Origin of the sequence: Schaalia sp. HMT-172 (assembly GCF_030644365.1) — a bacterium.
Lineage (GTDB): Bacteria > Actinomycetota > Actinomycetes > Actinomycetales > Actinomycetaceae > Pauljensenia.
Map to the genome: position 1 here is coordinate 2154656 of NZ_CP130058.1, position 21242 is coordinate 2175897.

The following is a 21242-nucleotide window of genomic DNA, read 5'->3' on the forward strand; positions in this document are numbered from 1 at the left end:
CGTCGTCTCACCACTCTATGATTCCATTGTGTCGCGTGGGTCGCTTTTTCGCTCGCCCGAGCGGTCAGCGATGAGACTTTTGTTGCTCCGTGCCGCCCCATTCGACGACCGTGAAGCCGCTGCGCGTCGGTGACGGCGCGAGGGTCTGCGGTTGGACGACGGTGTTCGCATCGGCCTCGCGAATCGTCATGAACACCCTGATGAACGTGTCCGGCGTGACCCTCGCCCCGGCCTCGTCCGTGAAGCTGTAGGAGGCGTGCTGCGTATACGCGCTCGCGTCGAAGGAGACGAACGTGTAGTCGTAGGCGCGGATGCGCGGCGCCCAGTACGTGATGAAGTCAGCGGACTCCCGGTCGCTGAGGCCGAGCAGCGCCAGCTTCTCTTCCAGGAAGGGCACCGCGTCCTCGCGCGCGACGACGAATCCCTGCTGCGGCGGTTCCTGCCTCACCGGCCCATCCCAGAACAAGTACGGGTAGGTGCGCCCGCTCGCGTCGGTCAGCGTCCCATCGGGTGAGGCCGTCACCGTCCACGAGGCCTGGGTCCCTCGATCGGTCGCGCGTTGGTCGTCCGGGGCCGGGTACACGGTGTCGAGACTGCCCTCCAGATCGAGCGTCACCGTCAGTTGCTGCTCCTCCTGCGGATACAGATACAGGACCGGTTTCTCCGACACTCCACGCTCCCTCTCGTACACCAGGAGGAAAGCAGTGGCGAAAGCAAGAACAGCAACGACAATGCAGCTGAGGATGATGAGGGCTTTTTTCATGAGGTTTCCGTCTCTCTCAGGATGCCCCTCGTTGGGCGATCAACGCTGCGGACCATTGCGCAGGTACTCCATGATACGGCCCGCAATCCCTTCGTTTCAAGGGCGCACAGCCCGCTGCGCAACGATGTCCACGCCAGCAGTGCCTCTGGTGTCTGGACAAACAACAACCTGGTTGAGACCCGCAACATAGCCTGCTATCCTGACCGGTTATGCGGCTACTCGGATACAAGGGGGCCGCATCCCTCTCCTGAAAGCAGCTATCATGCCTCTCCTCAGTATCGCAGCCATCGCCGTCGCTGCATTTGTCTTGATCGTCCTGTTCCTGTGGGCAAGCTTCGTGTCCGCTTCCCCGGGCGAAGTCAAGGTCATTTCCGGCCCGCGCGGCCAGCGCGTGCTCCACGGTAAGACGGGTTGGAAGGTCCCCTTGCTGGAGCGCGTGGACACGATGACCGCCTCGATGATTTCCGTGGACGCCCAGACCACGGATTTCGTCCCCACGAACGACTACATCAACGTGCGCGTCGACGCGGCCGTCAAGGTCCGTATCGCGACCGAAGACCAGACGCTGTTCCGCGCGGCGACTCGTAACTTCCTCTACAAGACGACCTCCGAAATCTCCGAGGAGGTGCGCGACACCCTGGAGGGCCACCTGCGCGCCATCATCGGCCAGATGCGACTGACCGACATCATCACCGACCGCGCGGCCTTCTCCGAGCGCGTTCAGGAGAACGCGAAGCAGGACCTGGAGGAGATGGGCCTCGAGATCGTCGCGTTCAACATCCAGAACGTCACCGACCAGAACGGCGTCATCGACAACCTCGGTATCGACAACACCGAGCAGATCCGCAAGACCGCGGCCATCGCCAAGGCGAACGCGCAGAAGGAGGTCGCGCAGGCGACCGCCGTCGCTCAGAAGGAAGCCAACGACGCGCAGGTCGCCTCCCAGCTGGAGATCGCCCAGAAGCAGACGGACCTCGCCAAGCGCCAGGCCGCCCTGAAGGTCGAGGCCGACACTGAGAAGGCGAAGGCAGACGCCGCCTACGAGATTCAGTCGCAGATTCAGCGCCGCGACATCGAGCGCGAGACCGCGCAGGCCGACATCGTCAAGCAGGAGCAGCAGGCGGTCATCAAGGAGAAGGAAGTCGTCGTCACCAAGCAGGCCCTGCAGGCCGAGGTGAACGCGAAGGCCGACGCCGACCGCTACGCCGCCGAGAAGAAGGCCGACGCGGCCCTGTACGCGCGTCAGCGCCAGGCCGAGGCCGAGGCCTTCGAGCGCACGAAGAAGGCCGAGGCCGACAAGCAGGCCATGCTCGCCGAGGCGCAGGGTATCGAGGCTCGAGGCCGCGCCGAGGCCTCCGCGATCGGCGCGAAGCTGACTGCCGAGGCCGAGGGCCTCGAAAAGAAGGCCGAGGCCATGACGAAGATGAACCAGGCGGCCGTGCTGGAGATGTACTTCCGTGCGCTGCCCGAGGTGGCGCGCGCCGTGGCCGAGCCACTGTCCAAGGTCGACACCATCACCATGTACGGCGAGGGCAACAACGCCCAGATGGTCGGCGACATTACGAAGTCGATCAGCCAGATCAACGCGGGCCTCGGCGACTCGCTGGGCCTGGACCTGCAGCAGCTGTTCTCGGCTCTCGTGGGCGCCAAGCTCGTGTCCCCCACGATCTCCGAGGCAGTCGAGGAGGGCGTGCGCGACGCCATCCCGAACCCCCCGCAGCAGTGAGGCTCATGCTCGACGCGGGCGGCCACCCGTGCCGCGGGCGCGCGAAGCGCGACAGTGCGCGAGGAGCCCCCATGCGTGAGGCGGGCTCGTAATACGGGGCGGCTCGCGATACGGGCCGCTCGCGACACGGGCCGCTCGTGAAACGGGCCGCTCGTGATACGGGGCGCTCGCGATAGGGACCGCTTGTGATACGGGGCGGGATCCTACGGGATCCCGCCCCGTTGCTATGCCCAGCTTTCCCGCCGTCGGTGGCCCATCCCGCTATCGGCGCCCCACGGCACTGTTACACCCGCCTCCCCCACAAAAGTCGCACGTAATTTAATCCGGTCACTTTTTGAGACACCTAGAAAACGTTGCAATTCCAACGACGCTACTTCACATATTTAAGTAGTCGCTGGGGAATTACGTGCGACATTGGTGGGGAACCATCATGCCTCGTGTCCTGGTGTCCCCCGTTGCAGCCACCACGAGAACCTAGCCTCCGCAAAACGCCACCGAAACGTTCCACGCGACGCCGTCAAGTTGTACGCTTAAGTATGGAACGGTTAGCAAAAGGATCCCTCCTCGTGAGGGTTGGCGCTGCCCTGAGCACCCTCGTCGTTCTCGGCGTATCAGGACTGGCGTACCTATTGGTCGCCGACGTGTACGACACGTATCCGCAGCTCGCGTATCGCGCTATTTTTTCAGTCCTCGGCGTGCTCATACCCCTCCCGTTCGCTTTCTTCTTCGGGTTGGTCGCGCTGCGCATCCACACGCTGTCACTACACCGGCTGACGACATGCGCAGCGAGATGCATGTGGGGCTTCTTCGGTCTCTTCCTGCTCACCTGGTTGCTTGAGGGACTCCTCATCGGAGAGGCACCCGGCCCCTTCATGTACGTGTGTGTCGGCACTCTCATCCTGTCGGCAACGATCGCACACCTCCTCACGCTCGGCGCACGCGCCGCGAAATCCTCATAGGGCCAGGGCAGGCAACGCACAGACAGCAAGCCCGACCGATTGGAGGCCGCCGCGGGGCCTGCGGGGCCTGGCCGCGGTGCCGGTGGGCGGTGGTGGCGCTGCACCCGTTACGTGGCGCTGCACCCGTTACGTGGCGCTGCACCCGATCAGAAGGGGTGTAATGCCTACGGTTCGGGTGCACTGCCCACACCAACAAGCCCAACCGCGGATACGCACACCTCCCCATGGGCAGGCATTGCACCACTGGGCGTGTGCGCACGTTGTTGAGGGTTTGTTTATGCGGCTGTGGTCCAGGCCGCTCATCGTTGCTGGGACTGGCGTAGTGTCGCAGGGACCAGAGGAGGGCCAGGCCGCGGTGCCGGCGGGCGGCGGCGGGGCCTGGCCGGGCTTCGAGATCGACCACTCCGAGCCGCAGGCTCGCGTGTGGCGATCTCGCGGGCGGGCCGCCGCCCACCGGCACAAACACTCAGCCACAAACGCATAGGCACAACGAAGCCGCCCGGCCCCACAGGGGCCGGGCGGCTCACGCTTCAGGCCGCTAGGCGGCTGTCAGCGATTGTTTCAGCGCATCTGGGTGCCGTCGGAGCCCAGGCGCTGGCAGGCCTCGACGACGCGGGCGGCCATGCCGGCCTCGGCCGACTTGCCCCACGTGCGCGGGTCGTACTGCTTCTTCACGCCGACCTCGCCGTCGATCTTGAGGACGCCGTCGTAGTTGCGCATCATGTGGTCGACGACCGGGCGGGTGAACGCGTACTGCGTGTCGGTGTCGACGTTCATCTTGATGACGCCGTTGGCGACAGCGGTGGCGATCTCCTCGGCGGTGGAGCCAGAGCCGCCATGCATGACCAGGTCGAAGGGACGGTGGTCGAGGCCGAAGTGCTCCGCGACCTCTTCCTGGATGGTGCCGAGCAGCTCGGGACGCAGCTTCACGTGGCCGGGCTTGTAGGCGCCGTGCACGTTACCGAAGGTCAGAGCGGTGATGTAGCGGCCGTTCTCACCCAGGCCCAGGGCCTCAACGGTCTTGATGCCGTCTGCGGTGGAGGTGTAGAGCTTCTCGTTGATCTCGCCAACGACGCCGTCTTCCTCGCCACCAACAGCGCCGACCTCGATCTCGAGGATGGTGTTGGCCTTGACGGACATGGCGAGCAGTTCCTTCGCGATCTCCAGGTTCTCGTCGAGCGGGATCGCGGAGCCGTCCCACATGTGGGACTGGAAGGTGGGGAGCTTGCCGTCGGCGACCTGGCCGGCCTCGATCTCGAGGAGGGGACGGACCCAGGAGTCGATGTTCTGCTTGGCGCAGTGGTCGGTGTGCAGAGCCACGGTGATGCCGTAGTTCTTGGCGACCTCGTAGGCGTAGGCGGCGAGGGCCAGAGAGCCGGTGACGCGGTTCTTGATGGTGGAGCCGGAGCCGTACTCGGCGCCACCGACGGACACCTGGATGATGCCGTCGGACTCTGCCTCGGCGAAGCCCTGGAGGGCGGCGGTGATGGTCTGGGACGAGGTCACGTTAATCGCGGGGTAGGCGAACTTGCCGTCCCGTGCGCGATTCAGCATCTCTGCGTAGACCTCAGGGGTTGCGATAGGCACTTGGAGCCTCCTAATCGAGTGACAGTTCTGTCGTGATCGATTGTCTCACATTTTGCACGTGCGGGAGGGGATGGAAGTCCCGTTCGGACAGGGTCTTTTCTTCCCACGGTCGCATGTGGTAGGCGTTTCGCAAGTCCGGGGTATTCGGCGCGTTTCCTCTCGGGTCTGAGCCGCGACGAGGCCTGGGCACTCGTCGCGGGTTGGGCGCCCTGTGCGGTGGCGGGTTCAGGTGCTGGAGGGGGCACTAAGGCGCGAGGCGTGCGCCCACATGACGATGGCGGCGGCATGACCGACGTTCATGGAGCGCGTCGACCCCCGTTGAGTGATCGCCACGATGACCTCGCAGGCGGCGAGCATCTCCTCGCTCAGGCCCGAGGCCTCGGAACCGAAGACCAGGCACGCGCGCCTGGGCAGCACCACACCCTCGAGCGCGACAGACCCCTCGACGTTATCGACGCCGACGAGGGCCAGTCCCTCGCGCGCACAGTGCTCGACGAGCTCGCTCACCTGGGCGCGATGATCCACCGGCAGGTAGCGGTCGGTGACCATGGCGCCGCGCCGATTCCAGCGCTTGCGCCCTACCACGTGCACGCGCCGAGCACCCAGCGCGTTCGCAGTGCGCACGATCGAGCCGATATTGAAGTCGTGATCCAGGTTCTCCACGGCGACCTCGAAGGGGAGGGCGTGCGCGGCAACGTCCGCGCGGATCGCCTCCATCGTCCAATAGCGGTACCGGTCTTCGACGTTGCGATGGTCCCCCATCCGCAGGAGCTCGGGGTCGTAGCGCTCCCCCACCGGCCAGGCGGCCTCGCCTCCGGGCCACGGCCCGACCCCCACCTGCCCGCGGGAGGAGGTCACGGCCTCGTCCGCCGACGCTGCGCCGACGGGGGCGTCCCGACGCGCGATGTCACACCCATTTTCGAAGTCGTTCACGAATCCCACCCTAGCGGGAACGTAGAATGGTGGCATGAATCCGCTGATGAACGAAGAAACAGCATTGAGCGAATTGCCGCCGGTGAGCGCGTGGCTCTCCGACATGGACGGCGTCCTGGTCAAGGAAAACCGCGCTCTGCCCGGCGCGAATGAATTCCTGGCAGCCCTGCGCGCCAACAACATCCCTTTCCTGGTCCTCACCAACAATTCGGTGTTCACCAACCGCGACCTGTCCGCGCGCCTGGCGAACTCGGGCCTGGACATCCCCGAAGAGAACATCTGGACCTCCGCGAACGCCACGGCCGCGTTCCTCCAGCAGCAGTCCCCCGGCTCGACCGCCTACGTCATCGGCGAGGCCGGCCTGACCACCGCGATCCACGCCGCCGGGTATGTCATGACGGAAACGGACCCGGAGTTCGTGGTGCTCGGCGAGGTTCGCTACTACGATTTTCACGCCCTGACCCACGCGATTCGCCTCATTGAGGGCGGCGCGAAGTTCATCGCGACGAACCCCGACGTCTCGGGCCCCTCCGACGAGGGAACCCTGCCCGCGTGCGGCGCGATCGCCGCGATGATCACGGCGGCCACCGGCAAGCAGCCCTACTTCGTGGGCAAGCCGAACCCGGTCATGATCCGCGCTGGCCTGAACAAGATCGGCGCCCACTCGGAGCGGGCCGCGATGGTCGGCGACCGCATGGATACCGACGTGCGCGCCGGCGTCGAGGCGGGCCTGCGCACGCACCTGGTCCTGTCGGGCTCCACGGCCCGCGAGGACGTCTGCAACTACCCGTTCCGCCCCTTCGGTATCCACGAGGGCATCGGCGATCTCGTTGAGCTCGTCGAGGCGGCCCACTGACCCCCACACGGAAAGGCATCCCCATGACCAACGATTCCCACAAGGCGCGCCTGGCGGCGCTCGTCCAGGAGCTGTCCGTCATCCACGAGAAGGTCACCCTGGCCTCGGGGCGCGAGTCCGACTTCTACGTCGACATGCGCCGCTCGACGCTGCACCACGAGGCGGCTCCCCTCATTGGCCACGTCATGCTGGATCTCCTGGAGGAGTCCGGCTTCTCGGTCGGCGAGGAGTACGTGGCCGTGGGCGGCCTGACGATGGGCGCGGACCCGGTGGCCACCGCGATGCTGCACGCCGCCGCCTCGCGAGGCCTGGACCTGGACGCCTTCGTCGTGCGTAAGGCGGCGAAGGATCACGGCATGAAGCGCCGCATCGAGGGCCCGGACGTCGTGGGCAAGAACGTCGTCGTCCTGGAGGACACGTCCACGACCGGCGGTTCCCCGCTGGAGGCGGCGCTCGCCCTGCGCGACGCCGGCGCGAACGTGGTGGCCGTCGCTGTGATCGTCGACCGCGCGACGGGCGCGAAGGAGCGCATCGAGGCCGAGGGCTTCCCGTACTTCTACGCGCTGGGCCTGGAGGATATCGGCCTGGCCTGATTGTCGACTCCGCATTGACGAGGCCGGGGCTGGGTTCTGCGCGAACCTGGCCCCGGCCTCGTTTGTGCTTGTGCGCCCTCACATGTGGGGGACGGCGCGCATGGCGCGCGCGGTCACCCAGCGTGGGGCGATCTTCATGGCGCCCATGGCGACCTTGTAGGGGATGGTGGGTGTGACCTGGACGCGGCCCGCGCGCACGGCGTCGAGGGCCTCCGTGACGACCTGCTCGGGGCTGGCCATGAGCCAGGAGGGCGTGGCGCGCATGTCGACGCCGGCGCGCTCGAAGAAGGGCGTGTCGACGGGGCCGGGGCACACGACGGTGGCGGTGATGCCGGAGCCTGTCAGCTCGGCGGCGAGGCCTTCGGTGAAGGCGACGACCCAGGCCTTGTGGGCGGAGTAGGTGCCCGCGCCGGTGCGCGAGGCGACGGAGCCGACGTTGAGGATGGCGCCGCGCCCGCGCGATCGCATCGAGATCCCCGCGTGGTGGGCGAGGGTCATGACGGCTCGGACCATGACGTTCAGGCCGTTCATTTCGTTGTCGAGGCTGTTGTCCAGGAACGCGGTCCCCAGCCCGAATCCGGCGTTGTTGACGAGGAGGTCAACGGGTGCCAGGTCCGGCTTGTCGCGGTCGGCGGGGCCTCCCACGTCGAGGCGGGCGGCGACGCGCGCACACCCCTCGTCGGTCGACAGGTCGGCGGCGATGACCTCGGCGCGCACGCCGGCGACGTTTGCGAGCGAGTCTGCGAAGGCGCGCAGGGCGTCCTCGCGGCGCGCAACGAGGACCAGGTCGTGGCCCGCGGCGGCCAGCTGCCAACAGAATTCTTCACCAATGCCGGAGGTCGCTCCGGTGACCAGCGCTGTTCCCATGGAGGAAGTGTAGCGCCGCGTGGTCCGGGCAGCACGAAGCCGGGGCGCTCTCACGCGGTGTCTCGCGAGTGCGCCCCGGCTCATCGTGTCAACGGGTTCGAATCAGGAATCCGGCTCCGCCTCCGGCGAGCGCGGCCGGGATGATGAGGAGAAGCAGCCAGTAGGGGCTCCATCCTCCCGATCGGCTGGACTCGGCCGATGTGGCGACTGGCAGCGCCGCGGCAGCCGCGTCGTTCGAGCCGTAGGTGGTGGCCTCGGGTGCGGCGCTCTGGGGGGTCTCACCGCTTTGGGCGCCGCTGCCCGCAGCCGCAGAGGGGCTGGGCGTGGCCGCCGGCGCGGCCTTGGGGGCGCTCACCGTGGTACCTGCCGACGACGCTGCCGGCGCGGAGCCGGAGCCGGACGTCGTCGCGGTCCCTCCCGCCGAGCGGAGGGCGCCGCCGCCCGTCGTACCCGACGCGCCCGTGGGGGCGATCCTGCTCAGGGCCTTGCCCTGTGGGGCGCTCGGTGCGGGTGCAGGGTTAGCGCTCGGTGCGGGTGCAGGGTTAGCGCTCGGCGCGGGTGCGGGGTTAGCGCTCGGTGCGGGTGCAGGGTTAGCGCTCGGCGCGGGTGCAGGCGCCGGATCAACCGTCGGAACGGGCGCCGGGGTGGGCTCGGGGTCGGGCCCGGGCGAGGGGGTCGGCACAGGCTCGTCGCCCGGCGCGGGCACCGGGTTAGCGCTCGGCGCGGGCGCCGGATCAGTGCTCGGCGCGGGTGCAGGCACCGGGTCAACCGTCGGAACGGGCGCCGGGGTGGGCTCGGGGTCGGGCGTGGGGGCGGGCCCGGGCGAGGGGGTCGGCACTGGCTCGTCGCCCGGGGCGGGCGCGGGCTGCTCGTGGTGTCCGCCGCGCACGATCACTGTGAAGCCCTGCGGCTCGGCCAGGACGCGCTCGCCGCTGCGGGCGCCCACCTCGATGCGGTAGGTGCCGGGCGCGGAAAACACCCAGTTGCCATGCATATGAGTGGACTCGGTCGTGTGGACGACGCCGTCACCCTTGGTGGAGTCGAAGTGGACCTTCGCGCCTGCACCAAAGGTGCCGCCCTGGAAGAAGGCGACGCGCGCGCCGACGGGGGCCTGCGCGAGGTGCAGGGTCAGGTCGGCGCCCTCGGGCAGGGCCGCGTAGTCGATGCCCTCGGTGGACAGGCCGGGCCACACGATGTCGCTGTTCTGCGTCTCGGGTAGCACGTAGGTGGCCGCACCCACCGGCCCGAGCACGTCGTAGCTCGCGTCCGACAGGGAGGCCGGGCGCACGAAGCGCGCGTTGGGGGCGACCGCCAGGGTGGTCGATTCAAGGGTACGCAGCACGGAGGTTCGCGCGGCCGTCAGGGAGTCGTCCTTGACGGCGAGCCCGTAGGTGGTTCCGTTCTCACCGGCCGCCTGGGTCAGGCGCACGTCCAGGTGGCCTCGCGCGATCTCGACGGGGTCGGAGAGCAGGGACGAGGCCGGGGCCGGGGCTTCCCCGTTCCCGTGACCGGGCGAGGGGCTGGGGTCTGGAGTGGGCGTGGGCGCCGGTTCAGGATCCTCGGGGGCGGCGACTCCGTCGCGCAGGTTGAGCGTGGCGGTGAGGCCGACGTGCTCTCCGACGGTGACATCGGAGGCGTCGGCGACGGTCATGATGGCGTCGGACAGCGGGTGGGGGCGCAGGGTGATGCGCACGTACATGGGGTCGGACTGGCACACGCCGAGGTCCTGCGGCTTCGTATCCACGCCGCCCGCTCCGAGTGTGCCCTCCATGGAGCACCAGGGGCTGAAGTCGTACTTGGACTCGAGGAATTCGATCTTGTAGGTGGCGCGCAGAGTCGGGTCTGCCGCGCGCACGGTGGCCGTGTACTGGTCGGTCGTACCGGGAACGAGGTCGTAGGAGACGTCGACGCGGCGCGAGGCCACGGGCAGGCGGTCGGGGTTCCACACGGGCGCGGGATCCGGGTTGGAGGGGCCGAGGATCGTGTCGCCTCCGCCAACCGTCACTGGCTCGGTGTCCTTTTGAGAGTACTGGGCGGGTTGGGAGATCCAGCGGGCGGAGGTGGAGTCGCCGGGGATGTAGATCGCCTGGACAGCCGCCGCGTCCGCGCCGAGCAGCTCGGAGACGGTGACGCGACCGCCCTCAACCACGGCCTCGGTCAGGAAGTAGCCGTTGACGGTGATCCATGCGCGCCCGCTATCGGTGGCGACGCCCGTGTCGAGCGTGATGTCAGTGAGGTAGTTGTCGCCGGGGTGTTCACGCTCAGCGTGGTGGGACAGGGTGAGCATGGGTGTGGCGGCGTTGCCGTCGGTGCGCTCGGCTCGTGCCGCGTTGTAGGACGAGACGATGTCCTTGATGGTGCCGTCGGCGGGGTTCGCGCCGCCGACCTGCCAGACCAGCGGGGTGATCGGTGAGGAGTAGATAGCGGTGCCGTCGGCGCTGCGAGCGGTCATCTTGTAGTTCGCGACGTAGCGACCCGGCTGCGTGAAGGTCGTGTACAGGTGGGTGTGACGTGGGTTGTAGACGCTGCGGTAGGCGGTGTCATGGCTGGAGAGGAAGCGGTTGACGCTGTCTCCGTTGTCGATGAACATCTCCATGCGGCCCGGGCCGTCAACGCTGATGAGGTCGAGGGTGTAGGTCTCGCCCTCGAACTTGTCAGTGTCGCCGATCTCGCCGGCGCCGAGGCCAGCCCAGATGGGCGTGTTGCCGGGGCCGGGGTTCTGGGGCGCGGCGTTCAGGACGGTGCCCTCGGCACCCAGGAACGCCAGGTCGGGGCGCTTGGCCGGGATGACGAGCTGCGACTTGGCCTCGTCCTTTTCGCCGGTGCCGGTCCATGCCTTCGGGATCCACAGGGCGGTCTTCTCCATCGGCATGTTGATGGTGTTGAGCGAGAAGCTGTTGGTGTCGTCGTGCCAGACGGGGATGGGTGCATCGACGTGCTGGCCGGTAACGATCCATTCCTTGTCCTGGTCGGGTCCGGCCCACGCAGCGGCGGGGGTCAGGGCCAGGAAGAGAGCGAGCGCCGCTGTACTGATGCGTCGCAGGTATGACATTCGGGTGCCTTTTCTAGCTATGTTGCAGGTGAGAATCATTATCACTCTAAATAAAGCCTCGCACAACTCACACCCATCGCGCATGTTTCACGCGTGTTTCACGCAGCCACTCCCCCGACCCGCCGATAGGCTCAAACCCATGAGATTCGCGACCTGGAACGTCAACTCCATCCGCACGCGCGTCGACCGCGTCATCGCCTTTCTTGAGCGCTCAGGCACAGACGTGCTGGCCATGCAGGAAATTAAGTGCCGCCCCGACCAGTTCCCCATCGAAGCCTTCGAGCAGGCCGGCTACCACGTCGCCATCCACGGCCTCAACCAGTGGAACGGCGTCGCCGTGGCCTCGCGCCTGCCGATCCTGGAGATTCAGGATCACTTCCCCACCCAGCCCGCCTTCGGCGAGCCCCCGGTCGTCGAGGCGCGCGCGCTCGGCGTCACCATCGACACGACCGACACCTTCCCCTCCCAGGACGGGCAGGCCTCGTCGGTGACGATCTGGAGCCTGTACGTGCCCAACGGGCGCGAGCTCACCCACGCGCACTACGCCTACAAGCTCCAGTGGCTCGCCAACCTCGCCGAACAAGGGCGCGGTTGGCTCAAGGACCCCACAGCCCGCATCGCCCTGGTCGGCGACTGGAACGTCGCGCCCCTGGACGAGGACGTGTGGGACATGAGCGTCTTCGAGGGCTCCACCCACGTCTCGGCCCCCGAGCGCGAGGCCTTCGCCGCCTTCGCCGCGGACGGATGGGTCGAGGTCACGCGAGACCGCGTCACGAACTACACCTACTGGGACTACCAGAAGCTGCGCTTCCCGAAGAACCAGGGGATGCGCATCGACTTCGTCTACTGCTCGCCCGCGCTGGCGGCGCGCGTGAGCGGCGCGCAGATCGACCGCGACGAGCGCAAGGGCAAGGGCGCCTCCGACCACGTGCCCGTCATCGTCAACGTCGACTGAGAGAAGCGACCAGGCCGGGACACGGTCGCCAACAGGAACCGAGGCCCGGGTGCGCGCCCAGGCCTCGTTCCCTCGCGCTCAGGCTCGCTCGCGCGCGAGGCGCAACAGCTTCGAGTTGAGGGCCGACCAGTTGTCGCGATGCCACGCCCCGAAAGGCTCCGCGCCGACGAAGGCAGCGGCGGCCCGAAGGTCGCGGTCCGCCCACACGAAGGAACCGGACTGGCCGAAGTGCCCGATGGTACGAGGGGAGGCATCGGGGGCGGTCCAGTGCGGCGACTTCTCGCCGCGAATCTCCACGCCGAGGCCCCACGGGCAGGGGGTGAAGCGCCCGTAGCCGGGCGTAACTCCGGCGAGCGCAGGAAACTGCGACAGTGCGGCGAGGGCTGCCAGCGGCGCGCTCACCAGCGTCGGGCGCGCGAGCTCGGCGCCGAAGAGGCTCACGTCTGTCGCCGACGCGACACCCGCGTACGCGGGGCTGCCCGGAATATCAGCCGACACCATGCCGAGGGGCTCGAAGACGCTGCGCCGCACCCACTGCGCGACGTCCATGCCGGTCGCCCCGGCCAGGACCTCGCCCAGGACGTCGAAGCCCTGGTTGGAATAGATGCGGCGCTTGCCCGGCGCCGCGACGGGGCGTCGCCCCTCGAAGGGCAGTCCCGAGGCATGGGCGAGCAGGTGACGAACCGTCGACCCCTCGGGGCCCGCCGGATCATCCAGGCCCACGAGCCCCCGATCGACGGCGACGAGCGCAGACCACGCGACGATCGCCTTGGTCACCGAGGCGAGCGGAAAGACGCGATCGACGTCGCCGTGCGAATAGACAACGTCGCCCCCGACACGAAGGACGAGGGCGACATCGAAGGACGGCAGGGGGCCGATCACGCGGTGGCCTCCGGGGCGGGCGCAGCTTCCGCGGCCGCCGTGGTCTTTTCGCTGATCTTGCGCAGCGTGCGCGCGTAGACTTCGGCAACCTCCTCGGGAACCGAGGCCCCGAGCTGGAGGACGTAGTGGGCGGGCAGGTGCAGGAGCTGCACACACACGGCCAGGAAGTCCGCGACGAACTCGCGAGCGTCGATGGGCTCGTCGTTGTAACGAGCCGACACGACGGAGCCGTACCAGTAACGAATCAGAATCTTCGCCAGCGTGCGAGGCGTGGTGCCGATGTCGGCACCCTCCTCGTCGACGAAGTTCTGAATCATGACGGTCAGAGCTTCCTCCATCTGCTGCGTGCGGTACTTGTAGTGCGCGTGAGCGGGGTGCGCCTCCGAGGAGGACTCAGCCCACAGGACGCAGTCCAGAGCGATGGCCGCGTCGGCGCCGGGCTTCATAGCGAAGCGCATCTCGCCGACCGCCCAATCGACGAAGGACCCAGCGGTGATGCCGCCCTCGTCGAAGCCGCCCTCCGCCTCGTCATTAATGGTGACGTCGAAGAGCGCGTTCATCTCTTCGTGACGCTGGATCGCGCTGCGCAGGATCGCTTCCTTGGAGGGGAAGTGATAGACGACGGCGGGGTGCGAAATACCGACTCGACGGCCGAGGTCGCGCAGAGAGAAGCCGTTGTAGCCTCGCTCGGCAATGAGAACCATCGCTGCCGAGAGGATGGATTCACGCGTCGCCTGTCCTACGGAATAGGCTCCACGGGCCTTCCTCTGGGTTGTCATATCATCTCCTGCTGTTGCGGACGTCACATACCGCTAGTCCGAAATACACACTGGTATTCAGTGTAGCGCGAAATCTCAGGGTTTATCAACATTCATGACAAGCCCGTCGAACGATCCATTAATGTCAACTGTCACATTCTGACCGTCCTGCACGTCGCCACCAAGCAGCAACACAGCCAGCCGATCGCCGATTTCGCGCTGAATCAAGCGGCGAAGCGGACGCGCGCCAAAAGCGGGATCGTAGCCCGTTCGGGCTAGCCAACCGCGAGCAGGTTCACTCACTGTCAAGTTAATCCTTCGATCACGCAGCCGCGCCTGGAGCGATGCAACCAGAAGGTCAACGATCTCGCCAAGATTTTCGCGGGACAAAGCGTCAAACATGACAGTCTCATCCAACCTATTGAGGAATTCAGGCCGGAAACTCGCACGCACGACAGACATCACGGCTTCCTTCTTACCCTCTGCTGTCAAATCGGGATCCGACAGGAACTGGGATCCCAGGTTCGACGTGAGGATCAGGATCGTATTCCGGAAGTCAACCGTGCGCCCCTGCCCGTCGGTGAGACGCCCGTCATCGAGAACCTGGAGAAGAATGTCGAAAATCTCAGGGTCAGCTTTCTCCACTTCGTCCAGGAGGACCACGGAATACGGCCGACGACGCACAGCCTCGGTCAGCTGTCCGCCCTGCTCATAGCCGACATACCCCGGAGGGGCACCCACCAAGCGGGCGACCGAGTGCTTCTCGGAGTACTCGGACATGTCGATACGCACCATGGCACGCTCGTCATCGAAGAGGAACTCCGCGAGTGACTTAGCCAGCTCGGTCTTACCCACGCCGGTGGGCCCCAGGAACAGGAAGGAACCAGTTGGGCGATTCGGATCCGACAGCCCCGCGCGGGAACGCCGAACGGCGTCCGACACGGCGCGCACGGCGTCCTTCTGCCCGATCAGGCGCTTGCCCAGCTCGGCCTCCATGTGGAGGAGCTTGTCCGTCTCGGTTTGCAAGAGTTTACCCGTGGGAATTCCCGTCCACGCCTCGATGACCTCGGCAATCTCGGCCGGACCAACCTTCTCCGCGATCATGGGCTCTTCGTCACTGCGAGCATCCTGGGCCTCCGCCTGCGCTTCCGCCTCGGCGATCTGGCGCTCGACGGCGGGAATCTCGCCGTTCTGCAGCCGACCGGCCTCCTCCCAGCGCCCCTCGCGCACGGCGAGTTCGAGCTGAGTGCGCAGCGTGTCGAGCTGGACACGCAGGTCACCCACGCGGTTATGGCCGGCCTTCTCGGCCTCCCAGCGCGCGGTGAGGGCGCGCAGCTGCTCCTCACGGTCCGCCAGGTCTGCTCGCAGCTTACTCAGGCGATCCTGGGTCGCCTCGTCGAGGCTCTCCGGGTCGGACTCGGTCAGGTAGGACTCCTCCATGCGCAGGCGGTCCACGCTGCGGCGCAGCTCGTCGATTTCCACCGGGGAGGAGTCGAGCTCCATACGCAGACGCGAGGCGGCCTCGTCGATCAGGTCGATCGCCTTGTCCGGCAGCTGACGCCCCGTGATGTAGCGATTCGACAGGGTCGCGGCGGCCACGAGCGCACCGTCCGAGATCGTCACCTTGTGGTGGGCCTCGTACTTCGGAGCGATGCCGCGCAGGATCGCGACCGTGTCCTCGACGGAGGGCTCACCGACGAAGACCTGCTGGAAGCGGCGCTCGAGCGCCGGATCCTTCTCGATGTTCTCGCGGTACTCGTCGAGCGTGGTGGCACCCACCATGCGCAGCTCACCACGGGCGAGCATGGGCTTGAGCATGTTGCCCGCGTCCATCGCACCCTCGGAGCCGCCGCCCGCACCGACAACCGTGTGCAGCTCGTCGATGAAGGTAATGATCTGCCCGTCCGAGCGAGCGATCTCAGCGAGGACGGCCTTCAGGCGCTCTTCGAACTCGCCGCGATACTTGGCTCCCGCGACCATCGAGGAGACGTCCAGCGAGATCAGGCGCTTGTCGCGCAGGGACTCGGGGACGTCACCGGCGACGATGCGCTGGGCCAGGCCTTCGACGACGGCAGTCTTGCCGACGCCGGGCTCGCCGATGAGGACCGGGTTATTCTTCGTGCGCCGGGACAGGACCTGGACGACGCGGCGGATCTCGTTGTCGCGTCCAATGACAGGGTCGAGCTTTCCTTCGCGTGCGACCTCGGTCAGGTCGCGGCCGTACTTCGACAGGGCCTCGAAAGAGCCTTCGGGGTCCGCCGAGGTGATCGGCTCGGGTCGCAGTTGGGCCAGGGCGGCGCTCAGCGCGTCGGCCGTGGCCCCTCCCTGAGTCAGGATGCGCCCCGCCTCAGTATCCGAGGCGGCCAGCGCGATGAGCAGGTGCTCAGTCGAGACGTACTGGTCGCCCGACTGCTCCGCGAGGCGGTCGGCCTCCTGGACGGCGGCGAGCAGTGCTCGCGAGGCCTGGGCGGAGCCGGCGGACGCACCCTGGGTGCTCGGCAGGGCCACGAGGGCGTTGCGGGTGCGCGCGCCGATCGCGCGTGCGTCCGCGCCCACGGCCTCGAGCAGGGACAGGGCGATGCCTTCGCGCTGCTCGATGAGGGCCTGCAGCAGGTGGATGGGTTCGACCTGCGGGTTTCCAGCCGCCGAGGCGGACTGGAGCGCGGAAGCGACGGCTTCCTGCGCCTTCGTTGTCATCTCACGTGCCATGAGATCGTTCCTCCAAATGGTTCATACGTGTCGCGCCGACCGTTCTCGGCGCCTCTGGTGAACACAACGAATCCAAAGTTGAGTCTATTCCACTCAACTTAAAATTTATGAACGAGGCCGCAGCTCAGTCCTCGGGAAGCCAGGCGGGACCGCCGAAGCCGCGCTGATGTCCATCCGCCGGACCAGAACTATCCGAATCCTCAACCCCGTAGCGCTCCTCGAGCGCACGGAACAGCTGGAGCGTCGTCGCCAACGCGCACATGACCTGCTGCACCAGCTGCGCATCCGTCGCACCGTACTCGTAGTCGCCATTCACCTCGGCGACGACACGATCACCCTCAAGCTGCTCCGCCACGTAGGCCTTGGGCCACAAGAACTCCCCGTGCCACGCCTGCAGGAAGTCGCGCAGGTCATCCCCGTACTCAAGAGGAACGAGCTGCTTCATGAACGCGACGATCGAAAGCACCTCGCGAGAATCGCCGAGGAAGCGGAAGCAGAACAGATGCCCCTCCCACAGCCCGCACAGGTCTCCATCGTTATCGATACGCCAAGCCCAGCCCTCAGAATCGAAGAGGAGCCCCAGTCGCTCCTGCGTGATAGGCCGGACCATATCGAAACGATTGGCCTCAAACTCCGAGTTACCCGTGGCGATTCCTTCCGCCGACGTTGCGCTACTACCTTTCCATTGTCCCATATCAGAGCGGATATCGTCCGCCGATTCGGCGCGGCGCGACGCTTCCTCGCCGTCGGTTCCGCCGTCGGCATCCGCCCGCCATAGCCAGCTCATGATGCTTCCCCTACTCATATCCATCGTTCATGACGCGCCACTGCGTCGATACTTCGGGGGCGTGAGCGCGTCGGCCGCTCCCGTGTCTGCTGGATCTGCACACACCCATCGGCCTCCTTCCTCGCTCACCACGTCGTGTCATCAGCGTGTGTATCACTACACCCTCACAGTAGCGCAGAATCCGCGAAATACCAATGGCCACGGGGCCTCGCAGGCCCCGCGGCCACGGCGCGCACACGCTCCGAGCAACCATCGTCGCAGCTCACCCGGGGGGGAGATTGACGCAACAGAAATATCTGTCTACTGCATCACATTTGCGCACTGCTCTTGCACGACGTGTCACTTTGGGCTAAATAGCACCTCCTTGGGCGTCGCCCAAGCTCGCCTGCGGCGCCGCTTCGTCCGCCGACGCATCCGGCTGAGCGGAGGCAGGCGGCATCCACTTCGCCCCGGGATCGCAGGGAGCCGAGGGCGCCCCCATGGCGTTCGGGGCACCGGGCGCAAACGGGGCACCGGGCGCAAACGGGGCGCCGGGAGCGCTCAGCGCGACCCCAACGGTCGGAGCAAACGGCGCACCGGGCGCGCCCATGGCATTCGGGGCGCCGGGCGCAAACGGGGCACCGGGCATCCCCGGACCCGCGGGAGGCATCGGCCCCCACGGGCCCATGGGCGCCACGGGCAGCGCCGGAAGCGGCAGCGCCGACGCGGTGCGCGCCACCAGCCAGCGCAGCACGCGCTCTGCGGGACCACGCGTGGCACCCATGACATCCGAGACGACGCATCCGATCCCGATGACCGCCCACACGCCGAGCGCGATCAGCCCGGCAACGGCGACACCCACCGACCTCACACCGACCAAGCCAAGCGTCAGGAAGACGGCCGCGAAGACCAGCGTCTGCGAGAGGTAGGCGGTCATGGAGCGTCGGCCAATCGCACTCAGGAACGAGCGAACGGCCCCCAGTTCCTGTCTCGGGGCCTCGCCCACCTGCGCCGTGGCCTCGCCCACCTGCGCCGGGGCCTCGCCCACCTGTGCCGGGGCCTCGCCCACCTGTGCCACGGCCTCGCGCGGACCTCCCCCCACGAGGGCCAGCAGCGCCAGCCATCCGCAGGCGCCCGCGACGCCCGTCGCATGGTAGAGAACGAAGGTCCCCCCGACGGACCACACCTGCGCCCAGTCCAGCTGTCCCATCGCGTAGGGCAGAGCACCGAGCGCCCCGACGAGGAGCCCCACACCGGCGATCACGCACAGGGCGCCCCGGTGCCCCCTCGGATCCTGCAGCGCCCCCCAGCGCGCGACGCCCACGCCGATCATGACGCAGGGAACAACGAGGGACGTCAGTGGCGTCAGGAGGGTGGAGACGATCCACGAGCCGAACGACGTGAGAGGGTAGGTGGCCCTCAAGACTGACGGGCCGTGATACTCGAGGTTCATCAGGCCTGCACCCGCGGCCTCCGCCATCGCGCCGAGGGACAGGAGGCTGAGCGCCGCGACGCACACGCCAACCACGACTCGTGGCCACGAGCGCCGCATGACGATCAGCTCCGCGCACATCACCGCGACCAGGCCGTAAGCACCAATAATGTCGCCCGAAAAAACGAGGCTATGGACGGCACCGATCACGATCATCCACCAGCCGCGGCGGCGGATCAGGCGCGAGGCCGCGCGGCGAGCGCGAGCTTCCACGGCCTCGTTGAAGATGTGCCACTGCATGGGAGTCCACCCGGCGCTCAGCTCGCGGGGCAGGGGATCGAGCGCGGCGCGGCGCTCACGCTCGATCGTGCGCCGGGCCATGATCACCATGCCGAAGCCGAAGAGGATCGAAAAGAGGGGGTATGCGCGGCGATCGACGAGCATGGCGCGCACGAGGAACCACCACTGGTCGGCGCTCGTCATCGCGTCGAGCGCCGCAAAACCGGCCCTGGGGTGCTCCGGGAAATAGCTCACCCAGAAGGGCACGTTCGCGAGGGCGATGAGGGCGAGCATGAAGCCTCGCGCGACGTCGGGCGCCGGGAAGCGCACCTGGCGCTCTCCGGTGAAGGACAGGGTGGACACTCGGTTTCCTTTCACTGCGCACACGTGCCCTCTCGGGCACACGGAGGGGGCGAGGCCGGGGAACCTCCCAGGACTCGCCCCCTGTCGATGCGTCGGTCAGCGGATCGCCGCCATCATGGCCTGCTGGGTTATGAGGCGCTGCTTCTTGCCGGCACGCACGATGAGGACGATGCCGACAATCACCGCGACGAGGCCTAGGACGCCGACGATAGTGGCCCACACGAATGACATGATGAAGGCCATCATCATGTCGTCGACTTTCATGGGGAAGGCCATCAGTTCCGCGTGCGCCGGCATGCCCTCGCACGACAGCTCATAGCGCCCCGCGGGCACCATATCCGTGCTGAACATGCTTCGGTCCGTCGCGCTGTAAGCCCTCAGCTGGTACTCGGCGCCGGTCGAGTCCTTGAAGGAACAGGACGAAGCCTCACCGCCGCTGATCATCACCGAGTACGGACCGGTTTTCTCCACCGTGACGGAACCTCCATTGTGCAGGTTTGTACCCTCGGAGAACTTCTCAAACGAGCCCCCCACCCCGTTGGCCAGCGTCACGAACATAACGGCCGGGGCGACGAAAGACATGACAATGATGCCGACGACGAGCGTGATCACGCCGGGGACTCGGCTCGGCATCTTCGGGAGCTGGACGGCGACGGGGCCGCCCCCATACCCGGCGCCCTGGTAGCCCGGCGAGGCGGCACCCGGATAGCCCGCAGGTGCGGCACCCGGGTAGTCCGTGGTGGGGTCAGAAGCGTTTTCACCGTACTGCGGCCAGGGCGTGTTCTGATCGCCCGAGGCTCCATAGGGATTCGGATTCGACATGGACGTATGCCTTCCTCGTGGAATGTTGTTCCAGCATAGCAACGCAGCACGCGTCGTGAACAGCGCGCCCGCGTCAGCGACACGCATTGATGACTCTCGCCGGTCCCCATGTCCTCCTTCGGGCCGCAGCGCGGGCGGACGCCAAAGGGGACGAGGCCCGGCAGACTTTCCCCGGCCTCGTCCCCTTCTCGACAGGCGGCTCAGCGCGCTGCTCTCATCGTGGCTTCGCGCATAATGAGGCGACGCTTGCCGTTCACCTTGACCAGGAGGACGATGCCGACGATCAGGACGATCACGCCGACAACACCGACGATGCTTCCCCACAGGAACGGCATCGTAAAGGTATCCCTCACGACCTCGGGAGTCGTGTTGTATGCGGTGATGTTATCGGTGCTGGGGATAGCCGTGCAGTACAGCCGGTAGGACCCCTCGGGAACGTCAGACGCCATGTACACGCCCTCATCGCGTTCATAGGGCACGAGCTCGTAGCTCACGTTGGCACCGATGAGCGAGCAGGAAGGATTCTTGTCCGCGTCGCCCCTCACCATGAAGTGGCCGTCAGCGGTCACGGTGACGACGCTGTCATTGGCGGTGGTGCCACCCTTGATCGACCCGCCTTCAGTACCGGCAAGAGCGGCGAACATCATGGCAAACGTAACGATCGGCGCAATGACGACCATCAGTACGACGCCGAGGACGAGCGTGGTGACGGCGCGGCCGCGACCGGGCAGCGTCGGCGCGGCCACCGGCGCGGGAGCACCGTAGCCCTGCGGGGCTGGACCACCCGCGTAGGGAGCGCCGTTCGGGGGCACCGCATGGGGCTCGCCCGAGGGACCGTGGGAGGGAGTTGACATGCCTATTCCTTTCCGTTGAGATAAGCGGCTCAACACACTATACATGTGCAATCAAACACCGTGCGCTCAAGCAGCTCGTCGCCGCC

The 21242-nt window shown here is 67.0% G+C and carries 17 protein-coding genes; 5 read left to right on the forward strand and 12 right to left on the reverse strand.

The window, feature by feature from the left end; translation table 11 throughout:
* Positions 1-64: 64 nt before the first annotated feature.
* On the reverse strand, positions 65-763 hold the full coding sequence (locus QU663_RS09010) for a hypothetical protein (protein WP_021611075.1): 699 nt from the start codon (positions 761-763) through the stop codon (positions 65-67).
* Between the two features lie 262 nt (positions 764-1025).
* Here QU663_RS09010 and QU663_RS09015 point away from each other — a divergent pair, with 262 nt between their 5' ends.
* Both QU663_RS09015 and QU663_RS09020 read left to right on the forward strand, forming a co-directional pair.
* Positions 1026-2489 (forward strand): flotillin family protein, encoded by a 1464-nt coding sequence (locus QU663_RS09015; protein ID WP_021611074.1) that lies wholly within the window; start codon positions 1026-1028, stop codon positions 2487-2489.
* A gap of 566 nt (positions 2490-3055) precedes the next feature.
* The gene (locus QU663_RS09020; RefSeq protein ID WP_034480469.1) at positions 3056-3448 is read left to right on the forward strand and encodes a hypothetical protein; all 393 of its coding nucleotides are present in this window, start codon (positions 3056-3058) and stop codon (positions 3446-3448) included.
* 561 nt (positions 3449-4009) lie between these two features.
* Here the strand turns inward: QU663_RS09020 and fbaA are convergent.
* On the reverse strand, positions 4010-5035 hold the full coding sequence (gene fbaA, locus QU663_RS09025) for a class II fructose-bisphosphate aldolase (protein ID WP_034481312.1): 1026 nt from the start codon (positions 5033-5035) through the stop codon (positions 4010-4012).
* Between the two features lie 225 nt (positions 5036-5260).
* Positions 5261-6004: a TrmH family RNA methyltransferase gene (locus QU663_RS09030; RefSeq protein WP_034481309.1), complete on the reverse strand. Its 744-nt coding sequence runs from the start codon at positions 6002-6004 to the stop codon at positions 5261-5263.
* 10 nt (positions 6005-6014) lie between these two features.
* Between QU663_RS09030 and QU663_RS09035 the strand changes: the two genes are divergently transcribed.
* Together QU663_RS09035 and pyrE are read left to right on the forward strand one after the other, a co-directional pair.
* Complete coding sequence (locus QU663_RS09035) at positions 6015-6824, forward strand: HAD-IIA family hydrolase (protein WP_370465163.1); 810 nt, start codon at positions 6015-6017, stop codon at positions 6822-6824.
* A 23-nt stretch (positions 6825-6847) separates the two neighbouring features.
* Complete coding sequence (pyrE, locus tag QU663_RS09040; RefSeq protein WP_021611859.1) at positions 6848-7417, forward strand: orotate phosphoribosyltransferase; 570 nt, start codon at positions 6848-6850, stop codon at positions 7415-7417.
* Between the two features lie 78 nt (positions 7418-7495).
* On the opposite strand, the gene QU663_RS09045 is transcribed toward pyrE, so the two are convergent.
* Positions 7496-8284 (reverse strand): SDR family oxidoreductase, encoded by a 789-nt coding sequence (locus tag QU663_RS09045; protein WP_021611858.1) that lies wholly within the window; start codon positions 8282-8284, stop codon positions 7496-7498.
* Between the two features lie 88 nt (positions 8285-8372).
* On the reverse strand, positions 8373-11336 hold the full coding sequence (locus tag QU663_RS09050) for a choice-of-anchor M domain-containing protein (protein ID WP_304990557.1): 2964 nt from the start codon (positions 11334-11336) through the stop codon (positions 8373-8375).
* 139 nt (positions 11337-11475) lie between these two features.
* Between QU663_RS09050 and QU663_RS09055 the strand changes: the two genes are divergently transcribed.
* Positions 11476-12291 (forward strand): exodeoxyribonuclease III, encoded by an 816-nt coding sequence (locus QU663_RS09055; RefSeq protein ID WP_021612769.1) that lies wholly within the window; start codon positions 11476-11478, stop codon positions 12289-12291.
* Positions 12292-12369: 78 nt separating this feature from the next.
* On the opposite strand, the gene QU663_RS09060 is transcribed toward QU663_RS09055, so the two are convergent.
* From QU663_RS09060 to QU663_RS09090, 7 genes are all read right to left on the reverse strand, one after another.
* The gene (locus QU663_RS09060) at positions 12370-13173 is read right to left on the reverse strand and encodes a serine hydrolase (protein WP_021612768.1); all 804 of its coding nucleotides are present in this window, start codon (positions 13171-13173) and stop codon (positions 12370-12372) included.
* Positions 13170-13952: a TetR/AcrR family transcriptional regulator gene (locus tag QU663_RS09065; protein ID WP_034482383.1), complete on the reverse strand. Its 783-nt coding sequence runs from the start codon at positions 13950-13952 to the stop codon at positions 13170-13172. Before QU663_RS09065 ends, QU663_RS09060 begins: the two co-directional genes overlap by 4 nt.
* 75 nt (positions 13953-14027) lie before the next feature.
* Complete coding sequence (clpB, locus tag QU663_RS09070) at positions 14028-16640, reverse strand: ATP-dependent chaperone ClpB (protein WP_021612766.1); 2613 nt, start codon at positions 16638-16640, stop codon at positions 14028-14030.
* 124 nt (positions 16641-16764) lie between these two features.
* Positions 16765-17427, reverse strand: coding sequence for a YbjN domain-containing protein (locus QU663_RS09075; protein WP_051267791.1), 663 nt, complete (start codon positions 17425-17427; stop codon positions 16765-16767).
* 349 nt (positions 17428-17776) lie between these two features.
* Positions 17777-19480, reverse strand: a complete 1704-nt coding sequence (locus tag QU663_RS09080) for a DUF418 domain-containing protein (RefSeq protein ID WP_304990558.1) — start codon at positions 19478-19480, stop codon at positions 17777-17779.
* A gap of 96 nt (positions 19481-19576) precedes the next feature.
* On the reverse strand, positions 19577-20302 hold the full coding sequence (locus tag QU663_RS09085; RefSeq protein WP_021612379.1) for a hypothetical protein: 726 nt from the start codon (positions 20300-20302) through the stop codon (positions 19577-19579).
* Between the two features lie 200 nt (positions 20303-20502).
* Complete coding sequence (locus QU663_RS09090; protein ID WP_084437438.1) at positions 20503-21156, reverse strand: hypothetical protein; 654 nt, start codon at positions 21154-21156, stop codon at positions 20503-20505.
* Positions 21157-21242: the final 86 nt, after the last annotated feature.

Bases quoted from the DNA above. Each gene is read 5' to 3' on its own strand.
- QU663_RS09050 (WP_304990557.1), bottom strand. From the start codon at position 11,336: ATGTCATACCTGCGACGCATCAGTACAGCGGCGCTCGCTCTCTTCCTG.
- QU663_RS09045 (WP_021611858.1), bottom strand. From the start codon at position 8,284: ATGGGAACAGCGCTGGTCACCGGAGCGACCTCCGGCATTGGTGAAGAA.
- QU663_RS09085 (WP_021612379.1), bottom strand. From the start codon at position 20,302: ATGTCGAATCCGAATCCCTATGGAGCCTCGGGCGATCAGAACACGCCC.
- QU663_RS09090 (WP_084437438.1), bottom strand. From the start codon at position 21,156: ATGTCAACTCCCTCCCACGGTCCCTCGGGCGAGCCCCATGCGGTGCCC.
- QU663_RS09055 (WP_021612769.1), top strand. From the start codon at position 11,476: ATGAGATTCGCGACCTGGAACGTCAACTCCATCCGCACGCGCGTCGAC.
- QU663_RS09065 (WP_034482383.1), bottom strand. From the start codon at position 13,952: ATGACAACCCAGAGGAAGGCCCGTGGAGCCTATTCCGTAGGACAGGCG.
- pyrE (WP_021611859.1), top strand. From the start codon at position 6,848: ATGACCAACGATTCCCACAAGGCGCGCCTGGCGGCGCTCGTCCAGGAG.
- QU663_RS09010 (WP_021611075.1), bottom strand. From the start codon at position 763: ATGAAAAAAGCCCTCATCATCCTCAGCTGCATTGTCGTTGCTGTTCTT.
- QU663_RS09030 (WP_034481309.1), bottom strand. From the start codon at position 6,004: ATGCCACCATTCTACGTTCCCGCTAGGGTGGGATTCGTGAACGACTTC.
- QU663_RS09035 (WP_370465163.1), top strand. From the start codon at position 6,015: ATGAACGAAGAAACAGCATTGAGCGAATTGCCGCCGGTGAGCGCGTGG.
- QU663_RS09075 (WP_051267791.1), bottom strand. From the start codon at position 17,427: ATGAGCTGGCTATGGCGGGCGGATGCCGACGGCGGAACCGACGGCGAG.
- clpB (WP_021612766.1), bottom strand. From the start codon at position 16,640: ATGGCACGTGAGATGACAACGAAGGCGCAGGAAGCCGTCGCTTCCGCG.
- QU663_RS09015 (WP_021611074.1), top strand. From the start codon at position 1,026: ATGCCTCTCCTCAGTATCGCAGCCATCGCCGTCGCTGCATTTGTCTTG.